The 14,614-nt window shown below is 64.8% G+C and carries 15 protein-coding genes and 1 riboswitch; of the genes, 11 read left to right on the top strand and 4 right to left on the bottom strand.

Going from position 1 to position 14,614, the window contains the following annotated elements; translation table 11 throughout:
• On the bottom strand, positions 1 to 225 hold the full coding sequence (gene thiS, locus EJB06_RS12680) for a sulfur carrier protein ThiS (protein ID WP_307720449.1): 225 nt from the start codon (positions 223 to 225) through the stop codon (positions 1 to 3).
• A 2-nt stretch (positions 226 to 227) separates the two neighbouring features.
• Positions 228 to 2,162, bottom strand: coding sequence for a phosphomethylpyrimidine synthase ThiC (thiC, locus tag EJB06_RS12675; RefSeq protein WP_126074394.1), 1,935 nt, complete (start codon positions 2,160 to 2,162; stop codon positions 228 to 230).
• A 70-nt stretch (positions 2,163 to 2,232) separates the two neighbouring features.
• A riboswitch (TPP riboswitch) is annotated at positions 2,233 to 2,338 on the bottom strand.
• A 153-nt stretch (positions 2,339 to 2,491) separates the two neighbouring features.
• Between thiC and EJB06_RS12670 the strand changes: the two genes are divergently transcribed.
• From EJB06_RS12670 to EJB06_RS12635, 8 genes are all read left to right on the top strand, one after another.
• Positions 2,492 to 4,012: a S8 family serine peptidase gene (locus tag EJB06_RS12670; RefSeq protein ID WP_229427055.1), complete on the top strand. Its 1,521-nt coding sequence runs from the start codon at positions 2,492 to 2,494 to the stop codon at positions 4,010 to 4,012.
• Positions 4,013 to 4,098: 86 nt separating this feature from the next.
• A complete protein-coding gene (locus EJB06_RS12665) occupies positions 4,099 to 5,241 on the top strand; it encodes an MGDG synthase family glycosyltransferase (RefSeq protein ID WP_229427054.1) in 1,143 nt (380 codons plus the stop codon).
• Between the two features lie 19 nt (positions 5,242 to 5,260).
• Positions 5,261 to 5,866, top strand: a complete 606-nt coding sequence (locus EJB06_RS12660) for an SRPBCC family protein (RefSeq protein ID WP_126074393.1) — start codon at positions 5,261 to 5,263, stop codon at positions 5,864 to 5,866.
• A gap of 67 nt (positions 5,867 to 5,933) precedes the next feature.
• Complete coding sequence (locus EJB06_RS12655) at positions 5,934 to 8,744, top strand: valine--tRNA ligase (protein WP_126074392.1); 2,811 nt, start codon at positions 5,934 to 5,936, stop codon at positions 8,742 to 8,744.
• A 436-nt stretch (positions 8,745 to 9,180) separates the two neighbouring features.
• Positions 9,181 to 10,095 (top strand): hypothetical protein, encoded by a 915-nt coding sequence (locus EJB06_RS32220; protein ID WP_198420822.1) that lies wholly within the window; start codon positions 9,181 to 9,183, stop codon positions 10,093 to 10,095.
• 223 nt (positions 10,096 to 10,318) lie between these two features.
• A complete protein-coding gene (locus tag EJB06_RS12645) occupies positions 10,319 to 10,768 on the top strand; it encodes a DUF2147 domain-containing protein (protein WP_126074391.1) in 450 nt (149 codons plus the stop codon).
• A gap of 146 nt (positions 10,769 to 10,914) precedes the next feature.
• On the top strand, positions 10,915 to 11,283 hold the full coding sequence (locus EJB06_RS12640) for a VOC family protein (protein WP_164557916.1): 369 nt from the start codon (positions 10,915 to 10,917) through the stop codon (positions 11,281 to 11,283).
• A 23-nt stretch (positions 11,284 to 11,306) separates the two neighbouring features.
• Positions 11,307 to 12,065 carry a hypothetical protein gene (locus tag EJB06_RS12635; RefSeq protein ID WP_126074389.1) on the top strand — a complete coding sequence of 253 codons (759 nt, stop codon included), beginning with the start codon at positions 11,307 to 11,309 and terminating at the stop codon, positions 12,063 to 12,065.
• A gap of 195 nt (positions 12,066 to 12,260) precedes the next feature.
• Here EJB06_RS12635 and EJB06_RS12630 read toward each other — a convergent pair whose 3' ends face one another.
• A complete protein-coding gene (locus EJB06_RS12630) occupies positions 12,261 to 12,716 on the bottom strand; it encodes a YaiI/YqxD family protein (RefSeq protein ID WP_126074645.1) in 456 nt (151 codons plus the stop codon).
• A 170-nt stretch (positions 12,717 to 12,886) separates the two neighbouring features.
• On the opposite strand from EJB06_RS12630, the gene EJB06_RS12625 reads away from it, so the two are divergent.
• Positions 12,887 to 13,306 carry a hypothetical protein gene (locus tag EJB06_RS12625; protein WP_126074388.1) on the top strand — a complete coding sequence of 140 codons (420 nt, stop codon included), beginning with the start codon at positions 12,887 to 12,889 and terminating at the stop codon, positions 13,304 to 13,306.
• Positions 13,303 to 13,572, top strand: coding sequence for a hypothetical protein (locus EJB06_RS12620; RefSeq protein ID WP_126074387.1), 270 nt, complete (start codon positions 13,303 to 13,305; stop codon positions 13,570 to 13,572). The genes EJB06_RS12625 and EJB06_RS12620 overlap by 4 nt, the downstream gene beginning before the upstream one ends.
• 108 nt (positions 13,573 to 13,680) lie before the next feature.
• Here EJB06_RS12620 and EJB06_RS12615 read toward each other — a convergent pair whose 3' ends face one another.
• A complete protein-coding gene (locus EJB06_RS12615; protein ID WP_126074386.1) occupies positions 13,681 to 14,013 on the bottom strand; it encodes a YnfA family protein in 333 nt (110 codons plus the stop codon).
• Between the two features lie 134 nt (positions 14,014 to 14,147).
• On the opposite strand from EJB06_RS12615, the gene yidD reads away from it, so the two are divergent.
• Positions 14,148 to 14,606, top strand: a complete 459-nt coding sequence (gene yidD / locus EJB06_RS12610) for a membrane protein insertion efficiency factor YidD (RefSeq protein WP_229427053.1) — start codon at positions 14,148 to 14,150, stop codon at positions 14,604 to 14,606.
• Positions 14,607 to 14,614: the final 8 nt, after the last annotated feature.

Below are 14,614 nucleotides of genomic sequence, written 5' to 3'. Positions count from 1 at the left end.
TCAGCCGCCGCCGATGGCGCGCACGATCTCGATTTTGTCCAGGGCCAGCACGGCGCGTTGCGGCCATTGCTGGCGCGGCACCACCTGGCGGTTGACCGCCAGCGCCATGGCCTGCCCGGGCGGCAGGCCGAGTTCCTCGACCAGGTCGAGCAGGGAGGCGCCCGGCGCCACGCGCCGCGCCTCGCCATTGACTTCGATATCGATCTTGATCCCGATCTCGCTCACGGTCACACCTTTTTATAGAGCTCACCGCCCTGGCGCACGAATTCGATGGCTTTCACTTCCATCCCCTGGCGCAGGGCGCTCTGTTCGCTCACGTTCATGGTGGCGGCGTAGTCGCGCACTTCCTGCGTGATCTTCATGGAGCAGAAATGCGGACCGCACATGGAGCAGAAATGCGCCACCTTGGCCGAATCCTTGGGCAGGGTCTCGTCGTGGAATTCGCGCGCCTTGTCCGGGTCCAGGCCCAGGTTGAACTGGTCGTCCCAGCGGAATTCGAAGCGCGCCTTGGACAGCGCGTTGTCGCGGATCTGGGCGCCCGGATGGCCCTTGGCCAGGTCGGCCGCATGCGCCGCGATCTTGTAGGTGATGATGCCGTCCTTGACGTCATCCTTGTTCGGCAGGCCCAGATGCTCCTTCGGCGTGACGTAGCACAGCATGGCGGTGCCGTACCAGCCGATCATGGCCGCGCCGATGCCCGAGGTGATGTGATCGTAGCCGGGCGCGATATCGGTGGTCAGCGGTCCCAGGGTGTAGAACGGCGCTTCGCCGCACTGGTCCAGCTGCAGGTCCATGTTCTCTTTAATGAGCTGCATCGGCACGTGGCCGGGGCCTTCGATCATCACCTGCACGTCGTGCTTCCAGGCGATCTGGGTCAGTTCGCCCAGGGTTTTCAGTTCGGCCAGCTGGGCTTCGTCGTTGGCGTCGTAGATGGAACCCGGACGCAGGCCGTCGCCCAGGCTGAACGAGACATCGTAGGCTTTCATGATGGCGCAGATCTCTTCGAAATGCGTGTACAGGAACGACTCCTTGTGGTGCGCCAGGCACCACTTGGCCATGATCGAGCCGCCGCGCGAGACGATGCCGGTCAGGCGCGAAGCCGTCATCGGCACGTAGCGCAGCAGCACGCCGGCGTGGATGGTGAAGTAGTCGACGCCTTGCTCGGCCTGTTCGATCAGGGTGTCGCGGAAGATCTCCCAGGTCAGGTCCTCGGCCTTGCCGTTGACCTTTTCCAGCGCCTGGTAAATCGGCACGGTGCCGATCGGGACCGGGCTGTTACGGATGATCCATTCGCGCGTTTCGTGAATGTGCTTGCCGGTCGACAGATCCATGACGTTGTCGGCGCCCCAGCGGATCGCCCAGGTCATCTTCTCGACTTCCTCGCCGATCGAGGAGGTCACGGCCGAATTGCCGATATTGGCGTTGATCTTGACCAGGAAATTGCGGCCGATGATCATCGGTTCGACTTCCGGGTGGTTGATGTTGGCCGGGATGATGGCGCGGCCGCGGGCGATTTCTTCGCGCACGAATTCGGCGGTGATGGTGTCGGGGATGGACGCGCCGAAGGACTGGCCCGGATGCTGGCGCCCCAGCAGCTGGGCGCTGCGCTTGCCCATCGGGCCGGACGCTTCCAGATCGCGCAGGTAATCCTGGCGGCGCAGGTTTTCGCGGATCGCCACGTATTCCATTTCGGGCGTGACGATGCCGCGCCGCGCGTAGTGCATCTGCGTCACGTTGGCGCCTTGCACGGCGCGGCGCGGGGTGCGCTGCAGCTGGAAGCGCAGCGCGGCCAGCGCCGGGTCGTCCAGGCGCGCCTGGCCGTAGGCGGAGCTGGGGCCGGCCAGTTGTTCGGTGTCGCCGCGTTCCAGGATCCACGGCAGGCGCGGCGTGCCGAGGCCCGAGCGGATGTCGATGCTCGCTTCCGGGTCGGTGTACGGGCCGGACGTATCGTATATATAGACCGGCGGATTCGGTTCGGCGCCGAAGGACGCGGCGGTATCGGACTGGCTGACGGCGCGCATCGGCACGCGCAGGTCGGCGCGGCTGCCCTGGGCATAGACTTTACGGGAATTCGGAAAAGGCGCAATCGCCGCTTGGTCCACCGTGGCGGTGGCGGAATCGAATTTGAGGGGGGTGGGCGGGGACTTCAGCGGTGCGTTCATGTGGCTCCATTGCGTGCAGGAGCCAGCAAAGGAGTAGGAGCGACCCGGATGACGGCCGTGACGGCGCACCCATGCAACTCACTGGCTTCCCTTCGCTGGCATTATCCAGATCAGGTTCAGAGGGTGTTTCTCACCCGCGCCTCGCTGTGCGATTTGCAGGACCCCTAGCGTGTGCCGCCTTGCGGCAGCGAGCGCAATTATACCGCCTGATCGGCGCGCCGCCATGGCTTTTTCGCCACGATGATCCATGACAATACCTTCCGGTGTGCGAATGGGACACTGGACCACCCGGGCCGTCCGCCCGCCAACCCGCCTCCAGGAGAATCCCCATGATGAAACTGTCCATCATCGCCATCGGCATCGGCATTGCGGCGCAGGCCGCCGCCGGCACCAGCCGCGTGATCGTCGCCTTCAAACCCGGCACGGCGGCCAGCGTGAAGGCGGCGGTCGCCAACGCGCATGGCGCCGTCAAGCACGAGATCGACGGCATGGATGCGCTGGCGGCCGAGCTGCCGCCCCAGGCCCTGAACGGCCTGCTGCGCAATCCGGACGTGGCGTACATCGAGGAAGACGTGCTGCGCCGAGCCTTGGCCCTGGCCTCGGCGTCGACCGGCACGCCCTACGCCGCCGGCCAGCTGGTGCCGTACGGGATCGCGCTGGTGCAGGCCGACCTGCTGCCGGATGCGAACGCCGCCAACCGCAAGGTGTGCATCATCGATTCCGGCTACGAGCGCGCGCACGAAGACCTGGCCGCCAACAGCGCCAGCGGCGACTACGATGCCGGCACCGGCAACTGGTACACGGACGAGAACCACCACGGCACGCACGTGGCGGGCACTATCGCCGCCGTCAACAACAGCGGCACCGGCGTGGTCGGCGTTGCGCCCAACCGGCAGGTGAAACTGCACATCGTGAAGGTGTTCGGCGCGGATGGCTGGGCCTATTCCTCGACCCTGGCCAGCGCCGCCAACAAGTGCGGCAGCGCCGGCGCGAACGTGATCAGCATGTCGCTCGGCGGCGCGCGCGCCAGCAGGACCGAGCAGCGCGCCTTCGATGCGCTGGCCGCCAAAGGCGTCCTGAGCATCGCCGCCGCCGGCAACGACGGCAACACGGCAGTGTCCTACCCGGCCGGCTATGCCAGCGTGATGATGGTCGGCGCGCTCGACGAGAACAAGGCCTGGGCCAGCTTCTCGCAGTACAACAGCAAGGTCGAAATCGCCGCTCCCGGCGTCGGCGTGCTTTCCACCGTGCCGATGAACAGCGGCGCCGCGCCGGCGCTGACGGTGGGCGCGACCGTGTATGCGCCAGGGGCGATGGAAGGCTCGCCGGTGAAGAGCGCCAGCGCGCCGCTGGCCGACTTCGGCCTGGGCGACAAGCGCGATGCCGCCGTCTCGGGCAAGGTATGCCTGATCGCGCGCGGCACCATCGATTTCGCCACCAAGGTCGCCAACTGCCAGAACAGCGGCGGCGTGGGCGCGGTGGTGTACAACAACGTCGCCGGAGGGTTCAGCGGCACGGTCGGCACGGCGACCCTGATTGCCTCCGTATCGGCATCGGACACCGAGGGCGCGCAGCTCAAAACCCAGCTGGGCCAGCACGCCACGGTGGCGCTCAGGCCGGCCAGCTACGCCTACTTCAACGGCACCTCGATGGCGACGCCGCATGTGTCGGCGGTGGCGGCGCTGGTGTGGAGCTACTTCCCGGCCTGCGGCGGCGCCCAGATCCGCAGCTCGCTCGGCAAGAGCGCGCTGGACCTGGGTGCGGCGGGCCGCGATCACAAGTACGGCTACGGCCTGGTGCAGGCAAAAGCCGCCTACGAGCGCATCAACCTGCTCGGTTGCGGGAATTGATCTGACGCGGGACCTTGCGAAAATGGTACGCTGGCAGACTTTCGTCGATCCGGAGCGCGTGGCGCCCCTTTCCATTCCAGGCACGTATGAGCAAGAAGATCCTGTTGTTAAGCGTTTCCGCCGGCGCCGGCCATATGCGCGCGGCCGAAGCGATTCGCGCCGCCGCCGGCGCGGCGCCGGGCGGCGTCGAGGCCACCCACCTGGACGTGATGGACTACGTCCCTTACGCCTTTCGCAAGATGTATACCGAGTTCTATCTGAAGCTGGTGAACAAGGCGCCGGCGCTGTGGGGCTACCTGTACCAGGCCAGCAACGATGCGCGCCCCGACAGCACCATGCAGCAACTGCGGCGCGGCCTCGAACGCCTCAACACGCGCGCGCTGATGCAAGCGATCGAGGAGGCGCAGCCGGACGCCATCGTCTGCACCCACTTCCTGCCGGCCGAAATCCTGGCGCGCGCGATCCGCAAACGCGGCTTCACCACCCCGGTGTGGGTGCAGGTGACCGACTTCGACCTGCACCGCATGTGGGTGCACGAGAACATGGCCGGCTACTTTGCCGGCAACGAGGAAGTGGCCTACCGCATGCGCCGCTGCGGCATTGCGCCCGAACGCATCCACGTCACCGGCATTCCGATCATGCCGGCCTTCGGCCAGGCGCTCGACCGCGCCACCTGCGCGCGCGAGTTCGGCCTCGACCCGGCCACCACCACCTTCCTGCTGATGGGCGGCGGCGCGGGCCTGGGCAGCCTGGAGACGGTGGCCGAGCGCCTGCTGTCGCTGGAAGGCACTTTCCAGCTGATCGTCCTGGCCGGCAAGAACGCCAAGGCCCTGGCCGCGCTCAAGGTACTGGAGGCGCGCTTTCCGGGACGCCTGCTGGCCCAGGGCTTCACCAGCCAGGTGGAACGCCTGATGGCGTGCGCCGACCTGGTCGTGACCAAGCCGGGCGGGCTGACAAGTTCGGAATGCCTGGCGATGGGCTTGCCGATGATCGTCAATTCGCCGATTCCCGGGCAGGAGGAACGCAACGCCGACTACCTGCTCGAACAGGGCGTGGCCCTGAAGGCGGTCGACGGCCCGACGCTGGAATACCGCATCGCGCAGCTGCTGGCCCATCCCGGCCAGCTGGCGGCGATGAGCGCGCGCGCGCGCGCCCTGGGCCGGGCCAATGCGGCCCGGGATGCCCTCGACCATGTGCTGGGCAAGCCGGCCCGCACGCCATCCGATTGACCACACCGAAAAACCCACCATGACCAGACTCGTATTTGCCGCAACCCTGTTTTGCGCCTCCGCCTGCCCCGGCGCATTCGCCGACACCGGCATCGACAGCGCCAGGCTGAGCGACACCTCGGTCGACCTGGCCGATGTCGGCAAGGCCGGCCAGCCCGGCAAGGCCTTCATGGCCGCCACCATCATCAACGCGCCGCTACCGAAGCTGTGCGCGATGATCCAGGATTACCCGTCCTACCCCGCCTTCATGCCCAATGTGGACAAGGTGGCGGTGGTGCGCAGGGACGACGCGACCCAGGTCGACATGACGCTCAAGCTGCCGCTCGGGAAGGTGAAAAAGTACCGCCTGCGCATGGAGCCGAAGCTGTCCGCCGCGCAGTGCCAGCTCAGCTGGAAGATGCTGCCCTGGCCGGGCGTGGCGGCCGAGCAAGCGATCGCCGACACCACCGGCTACTGGCTGCTGGTCCCCCACACGGGGGACAAAAACAGGACCGTGGTCAAGTACATGGTGTACACCGATCCGGGCCCGGTGCCGATGGGACTGGGCTGGATCGTCGACAGCATGAGCCGTGGCAGCATGCCCAAGACGCTGGAAGCGCTGCGCCAGCGCGCCGCCGGCCAGTAAACGCCCGTCCCGGCTGCGCCCCGTCCTCCTCTATAATGAACGTTTTCGCAAAAATACACGACAAACCATGGAATTAGACAAATCTTTCGAGCCCGCCGATATTGAACGTTACTGGCGCGCGGAGTGGGAAAAACGCGGCTACTTCGCCGCGACCACCGACGCCGACAAGCCGTCGTTTTGCATCCAGCTGCCCCCGCCCAACGTCACCGGCACCCTGCACATGGGCCATGCCTTCAACCAGACCATCATGGATGGCCTGACCCGCTACTACCGCATGCGCGGCCATAACACCGCCTGGGTTCCGGGCACCGACCATGCCGGCATCGCCACCCAGATCGTGGTGGAGCGCCAGCTCGACGCGCAGAAAGTCTCGCGCCATGACCTCGGCCGCGAGAAATTCGTCGCAAAAGTCTGGGAATGGAAAGAAAAGTCGGGCAACATCATCACCGGCCAGATGCGCCGCATGGGCACCTCGCCCGACTGGTCGCGCGAATACTTCACCATGGACGAGCCGCGCTCGAAGGTCGTCACCGACGTCTTCGTGCGCCTGTTCGAGCAGGGCCTGATCTACCGCGGCAAGCGCCTGGTGAACTGGGACCCGAAGCTGGGCACCGCCGTGTCGGACCTGGAAGTGGTGTCGGAAGAAGAAGACGGCTCGATGTGGTACATCCGCTATCCGTTCGCGGACGGCAGCGGCCACCTGACGGTGGCCACCACCCGTCCTGAAACGCTGCTCGGCGACGTCGCCGTGGCGGTCGATCCGACCGACGAGCGCTACCAGGCGCTGGTCGGCAAGATGCTCAAGCTGCCGCTGACCGAACGCGAGATCCCGATCATCGCCGACGACTACGTCGACAAGGCCTTCGGCACCGGCTGCGTGAAGATCACCCCGGCGCACGACCTGAACGACTACGCCGTCGGCCAGCGCCACAAGCTGCCGATGATCTGCGTGATGACGCTCGACGCCAAAATGAACGACGAAGCGCCGCAGGCCTACCGTGGCCTGGACCGCTTCGTGGCGCGCAAGAAGATCGTGGCCGACCTCGATGCGCAAGGCCTGCTGCAGGAAGTCAAGCCGCACAAGCTGATGGTGCCGCGCGGCGACCGCACCGGCGTCGTCATCGAGCCGATGCTGACCGACCAGTGGTTCGTGGCGATGACCAAGCCGGCCCCGGAAGGCACCTTCTTCCCCGGTAAGTCGATCGCCGAAGTGGCGCTCGACAAGGTCGCCAGCGGCGAGATCAAGTTCGTGCCCGAGAACTGGAACACCACCTACAACCAGTGGCTCAACAACATCCAGGACTGGTGCATCTCGCGCCAGCTGTGGTGGGGCCACCAGATTCCGGCGTGGTACGACGATGCCGGTAACATTTTTGTGGCCAAGACCGAGGAAGAAGCCAGGGCCAAGGCGCTGGCGGCCGGCGTGACGGCGCCGCTGCGGCGCGACGACGACGTGCTCGATACCTGGTTCTCGTCGGCGCTGGTGCCCTTCTCCACCATGGGCTGGCCGGACGAGACGGTCGACATCAAGACCTTCCTGCCGTCGTCGGTGCTGGTGACCGGTTTCGACATCATCTTCTTCTGGGTGGCGCGCATGGTCATGATGACCGCGCACTTCACCGGCAAGGTGCCGTTCGAGACCGTGTACGTGCACGGCCTGGTGCGCGATTCGAGCGGGCAGAAGATGTCCAAATCGAAGGGCAACACGCTCGACCCGATCGACCTGATCGACGGCATCGACGTCGACGCGCTGGTCGAGAAGCGCACCACCGGCCTGATGAATCCGCGCGACGCCGAAAAGATCGCCAAGGCCACGCGCAAGGAATTCCCGGCAGGGATCGCGGCCTACGGCACCGACGCGGTGCGCTTCACCATGGCCAGCTACGCTTCGCTGGGCCGCAACATCAACTTCGACCTGGGCCGCGCAGAAGGCTACCGCAACTTCAACAACAAGCTGTGGAACGCCACCCGCTTCGTGCTGATGAACACCGAGGGCAAGGATTGCGGCGTGCCGGCCGATGCCGACCTGTCGCAGGGCGACCGCTGGATCCTGTCGACCATGCAGCGCGCCGAGATGGAAGTGGCCAAGGGCTTCGCCGACTACCGCTTCGATAACATCGCCTCGGCCATCCACAAGTTCGTCTGGTACGACTACTGCGACTGGTACCTGGAAATGGCCAAGGTCCAGATCCAGCACGGCAACGAAGGCCAGCAGCGCGCCACCCGCAACACCCTGCTGCGCGTGCTGGAAGTGATCCTGCGCCTGGCGCATCCGATCATCCCGTTCGTGACCGAAACGCTGTGGCAGACCGTCGCCCCGCTGGCCGGCAAACAGCTCAATCCGGCCGGCGATTCGATCATGGTGCAGCCGTATCCGGAAGCCAATCCTGCGCTCATCGACGAGCGCGCGGAAGAGTGGATGGGCCAGCTCAAGGCGCTGACCGACGGCACCCGCACCCTGCGCGGCGAAATGAAGCTGCCGGAATCGATGCGCGTGCCGCTGATCGTCGAAGCGGCGGACGCTGCCGACCGGGCGCGCCTGGAAAGCTATGCGGCCTACGTGCAGACGCTGGGCAAGCTGTCGGAAGTGAACATCGTCGACACCTTGCCGGAATCGCCGGCGGCGGTGGCGGTGGTAGGCGCGACCAAGCTGATGCTGAAAGTGGAAATCGACGTCGCCGCCGAGCGCGAGCGCATGTCGAAGGAAATCGCCCGCATCGAAGGGGAAATCGCCAAGGTCAACGGCAAGCTGGGCAACGAAAGCTTCGTGGCGCGCGCGCCCGAGGCGGTGGTGGCGCAGGAAAAAGAGCGCCTGGTGGCGTTCTCGGCCACCATCGAAAAGCTGCGCGAGCAGCTGGCCAAGCTGCCGCCGGCCTAAGCCGTCGCGCGTTGGTGCTGCGCGCTTCTGCTTTCCGCAGGAAACAGAAGCGCGCTGTACTTACATTAAAAAATGTCAAGTTGAAAATACGCACTGTCTTATAAAGTTAACATTTAACAATTCTTTTCTGAAAAGAACTTAAAGTTTCTTTATACTATCGCTCTTTGGTGAGCCGGATCCAGTCCCGCTATTGGTTTTCCGGTTAACACCTGCGATGTCCCTGATTTGTTCCCGTCGATCGACGCCTGCCGTCGACTGCCCCTCTGCTACCCGGTTCCGTGCGCATGCACAGGGCTGGCGTTCCCAGCGCGCATAACAACATCACTCACCGGTTCACGCCGGCACGCAGACAAACAACTTGCCGGTCCCGCGGCATGGCCGTGATGGATTGCCATTGGCCGGCGCAAGTACGACGATTTTTTGAAAGAGGAATACCATGAAACAATCAGCTTATGCCATCGCCCTGTCCAGCGTCCTGATCGCCGGTTGCGGCGGCGGTTCGTCCGATAACAATACCGCACCGGCCATGGCGCCGGCTGCGCCTGTGGTCGTGGTGCCGGCGCCGGTCACGACGCCGGAACCTGCGGTCGCGGCGCCGCTGCCTGCGCCAGCGCCGGTATCGCCAGCAACGGCGCCGACGCCAACCCCCGTGCCCGTGCCAGCGCCCGCCCCGGCCCCTGCTCCGGTCCCCGCTCCGGCCCCTGCCCCAGCCCCCGCTCCGGCTCCTGCTCCAGCCCCTGCTCCAGCCCCCGCTCCGGCTCCAACAACCACGGCCGCACCAACGGTGGCGGCATGCTTCACGCTGACGGCCGGCGTGAAGTTCATCGATACCTACGGCGCCACGCAGACAGTCTCAAGGGAGATCTTTGAAGGCAAGCCAACATTCGGCGTGACGGAAATGCGCACTGACGGCACCTTGTTTGGCGTTGTCTATCGTCACGTAGAAGGTAACTTTGCCTATTTTCCCGGGATGGTGGACTACACCGATCGCGGCGTCTACAGCTTTAAAGAAGTGAATTCGGCCGATGCCAAAATGAACCTGGACCTTGTGCCGGGCCAGACAGTCATCAATCATTACACCGCTACCCGAACATACTCCCCGGAAAATACCTCGACGGTCAGTTCGGAAACCGATGAATTCACATTTAACGGTTTTGAAACGGTAACAGTGGCTGGATACACTTTCAAGAACACCTGCAAGCTGTCGTCTCCAACAGGAAAAAATGGCGAAACAGACGTCTCGTGGCTGGCAAGTGGTTTCGGTACCGTGCGCTCCCATACGCTCAACGCCCAGGGCGCCATCATGTCAGGCAGCACCTACGAAATCGTCAAGATCCTCGTCGCGCCTTAAGCGGCGCATGCCGACGTCGGCCAGCGCGCCGACGTCAGCCGGGAATAGCCTGCGGTAGCGCGCCCTTATCGCCTGCCGCTTGCCGGCCTCTCCCGCAGTTTTCTTCCCCACCGCTGTTGCCCCTCTCAACTGTCAGGTCGCAGCGCGCCGTATCCACGCCCAAATACCGCATCCAGTTTGCTACACTAGCAACGCTAGACACACTAACAATACTGGAGACACCATGAAAGCACTTACAACAGCCACCCTGATCGCCGCCATGCTGGCCATGGCGCCGGCCATGGCGCAGGACGCAGCGTCCCCGGTCGGCCTGTGGAAAAACATCGACGACGTGACCGGCAAGCCGAAGGCGCTGATCCGCATCAGCGAGAACAACGGCGAAATCCAGGGCAAGCTGGAAAAATTGTTCCGTCCCGAAGGCAGCGAGCAAAATCCCAAATGCAATAAATGCGAAGGCGTCAACAAGGACCAGCCGATCCTCGGCATGACCTTCATGAGCGGCCTGAAAAAAGAAGGCGACGAATACACGGGCGGCCAGATCCTCGATCCGGACAACGGCAAGGTCTACAAGAGCAAACTGAAAGTCGTCGAAGGCGGCAAGAAACTCAATGTGCGCGGCTATGTCGGCATGCCCGTGTTCGGACGCTCCCAGGTCTGGGTGCGCGAAGAGTAAGCCGCTTCACCCGCGCATCCTGCGCGGCGGCGATCCAGATTATTGCTGATCGCCAAGCTCTCCTCTGATATTATTCAGGATACAAAGTTGCCATGAAGTACATGGCAGCTTGTTTATCCCGTTAACGCACGATCGGACCCGACATGATCATCGACCATCTTGGCTTTGCAGTAAGTAACTACGAAGAGAGCAAAACGTTTTTCGGCAAGGCGCTGGCGCCGCTCGGCATTTCCCTGATCACCGAAGTCAAAGGCTGGGCCGGGCTGGGCAAGCACGGCAAGCCGGAATTCTGGTTCGGCCAGGGCGGCCCGGCGTCTGGCCAGATGCATGTGGCCTTTGTCGCCGACAGCCGCGAACAGGTGCGCCAGTTCTACGCTGCCGCGCTGGAAGCCGGGGCGAAGGACAACGGCGCACCGGGCATCCGCGCGCACTACCATCCGGATTATTACGGCGCCTTCGTCATCGGGCCCGATGGCCACAATATCGAGGCGGTGTGCCACCAGCCTGAGGCCTGACGCACGGCACCGCCATGACGCGCATGAGACGACGTCCTGTGGTATCGCAGCGCGAGCGCGCCATCGCCCGCGCCCGAAGCAGGCTCGAACGCGACAGCTATCCGCGCTTGCAGATGCTGCTGCTGGTCACGCTGACCGGCGCGGCGGGCTTGCTGGCCTCGTTCCTGCTGCTGCACGCGGGGCTGCACGCGATGTGGCTGCGTTATCCTGCATCGATCGCCGTGGCCTATCTGGTCTTCCTGTTCCTGCTCTGGCTGTGGCTGCGCTGGCGCGGCGAAGGCGATATCTCGCTCGACCTGAACCCGTCCAGGGACGATGCCGACGCATCGTTCAGCGGCAAGGGCGGCGGCTTCGATGGCGGCGGCGCCAGCGGCGACTGGGAGCCATCCGACGGCGGGCTCATCGACAGCGCGGCCGACAGCGGCGTCGGCCAGGCGCTCGATGCGGCCGACGGCGCCGACGATCTGCTCATTCCGCTGGCGCTGCTCGCGGGCATGTGCGTCGCCCTGGGCGCGGCCGTCTTCATGATGTTCTCGCTGGTATCCTCGGCGCCGCTGTTGTTCGCCGAGCTGCTGGTCGACGGGCTGCTCTCGGCCAGCCTGTACCGTCGCCTGCGCGGGCTCGACCGCGCACACTGGATCGAGCCGGCGATCCGGCGTACCGGCAAGGCCTTCCTGGCCGCTGCGGTGACCGTGTCCATTGCCGGCGCGGGGCTGGCGCTGTATGCACCCGGCACGCATTCTCTCGGGGAAGCGATCGCAATGAAACGCGCACCACGGTGATGCGCATGTCGACTGGCTAGTCGATCGGCCCGGCGGCTGCGAACGCCACGCCGGACATCGCGGTCGAGGGCGGCGAGGCGCCCGGAGATCTTGTTGGCGCTCGACGCAAGTTCGACAAGGCGGGGATGCATGGCGCCCTGCTGCGCGCCTCCTGCAATACCGTCAAGCAAGCCCGGCCATCGGCGGGCATCCCGTTCACGGCCGTTTGGCGTGGCGCGCCAGATGGCGGTCGAGCTGGTTGGCGAAGTTCTGGCGGTCGGCCTGGCCGAAGGGCGCGGGCCCGCCGGTGTCGACCCCGCTGCCGCGCAATTCGTCCATGAACTTGCGCATGGTGAGCATCTGGGCGATGTTGTCGTCGGTGTAGAACTCGCCGCGCGGATTGAGCGCGAATCCGCCCTTGAGCAGCACGTCGGCGGCCAGCGGAATATCGCCTGTCACCACCAGGTCGCCGGGATTGAGCAGGCGCACGATTTCGGCATCGGCGACATCGGCCCCGGACGGCACCTGCACTGCGCGCACGAAGCGCGACGGCGGCACCCGCATCAGCTGGTTGGCGACCAGGGTCACGTTCAGTTGCAGGCGCTCGGCCACGCGGTACAGGATCTCCTTGATCACGGCCGGGCAGGCATCGGCATCGACCCATATTTGCATCATGTTCGGTTCTTTCTCAGCGGATGGTGGGACGGGCGCACAGTATAGCGCCGCCGCTGGCAGCGCGATGCATCATGTGTTATCTTTCGACAAGTTTCATACATGCTTGGCAATTCCTGCCATTCTGAAACCTTGCCGGACATTCGTCCGTTGCATCACGCGGAGTCCGGATGAAACTTGTACAGGCGCTCGCCTTCCTGGCGGGCCTGGCGGCCTTGTTCGCCACCTCGCTCACCTTGCTGCCGCCAGCGCAGCTACACCCGTTTGCGGGGGATGCCACCCTGGCCGTGATGGGCGCGGGGATCCTGGCGTTTGCCAGCGGCTACTTTTTCTTTGCGGTGGCCGGTTATCGCATCGTGCGTTCTGCCTGGCGGCGCGCGATGGCGGTGGCGATCGCGCTGTTCCAGCTGGTGGCGGGCGGCGCGATGATCTGGCTGTATCCGGAGCCGGCCGTGCTGGGCGTGATGCTGCCGCTGATGTGCGTGTCGGTATTCATGTTCACGTCTTTCGTGTGGCCGGCCAGGCGCAATCCCGCTTATCGGCCGGCACGCTGGCGCGAGCGGCACGACGAAGCCGCATCGAGGAGGTGAGCCGGCTTGATCGCGCCGTGTTTGCGGCGCATACTGCGCAGTCCACAACGCTCGACATTGGTGTCATGAAAAATCCTCATCTCACGGCAACGGTCTGCTTCGCATTGGCCCTGGCGCTGTACTTTTACATGCCGTCGATAGAATACGCGGCCGGCTTTGCACTGCTCGGCATGTTTTTCGAACTCTCGGCGTGGAAGCGTTTCTTCGGGCGCAAGCGCAAGGACAGTGTGCTGCCGGAGGCCAACGATCCGGCGCAACCGACATGAACCCCGGCTCGAATGCCGACGATATCGGCCATCGGTTCATCCACTTCCTCGAGCGCCCGGAGCCCATCGTGGACATCGGCAAGCGCGCGCGCGGCATGACGCCGGCGCCTACGGTGCCGGCTGCAGGGCGATGATCGCCATGCCGGACAGCGCCAGCCCCGCGCCCGCATAATCGTAAGGCGTCAGCGTGACGCCATCGACATAGCGCAGCCACAGCAGCGCGACGCAGATGTAAGCCCCGCCATAAGCGGCGTAGGTGCGCCCCGCCGCCGCCGGGTGCAGCGTGAGCAGCCACGCAAACAGTGCCAGCGACAGCGCTGCCGGCATCAGCAGCCAGGCGGTCTTTCCCTGCCTGAGCACCAGCCACGGCAGATAGCAGCCGGCGATTTCCGCCAGCGCGGTCACGAAGAAGAGGACGGTCAGTTTCAGGATTGCATCCATATCTCTCCTGGTTTACGGTAGCTAAACCTCGTAAATACCTGCTTGTTCTGGAAGTATCCAACGGCCATACTCGTCCTCAATTGTTCTTCTTGGCAATCAAACAGGCGCCGTTGCAAGACGGTGAACACCGCACCATGATGAAAACACTCGCGCTGTCGGCCATCGGTTTCTACCAGCGCCACTTGTCGCCCTACAAAGGCTTTCGCTGCGCCTATTGCGCCTACACGGACAATGCCAGCTGCTCCCACCTCGGCGCCCGCGCCATTCGCCGCTTCGGCGTGTGGAACGGGCTCGGCGTCCTGAAACGGCGCCTGGACAAATGCGGGGTCGCCTATCGCCGCTACCGGCCGGAAGCGGAACGATCGAGTGCGCCGCGCCGCGTGGTCGGCCGGCACCAGGCAGGCTTTTGCGACCTGCCCTGCGACGCACCGGGGGAATGCCCGTGCGACCTGTCGTTCAAGGGCGCCGGCAAGGTCTGCGACGTCCTCAGCTGCGGCGCCGACTGCTGCGACTGGTCGCGCAAGAAAAAGAAGCGCGAGAACGACGAGCTGCTGTATATCCCGCCGAGGAGCGACCGGCGCAACCGCCGCTAAGGATGCAC

Origin of the sequence: Massilia atriviolacea (assembly GCF_003953935.1) — a bacterium.
Taxonomy (GTDB): Bacteria; Pseudomonadota; Gammaproteobacteria; order Burkholderiales; family Burkholderiaceae_D; genus Telluria_A; species Telluria_A atriviolacea.
The sequence above is the reverse complement of the archived record's forward strand: the minus strand, read 5'-3'. Positions and strand labels throughout refer to the sequence as shown.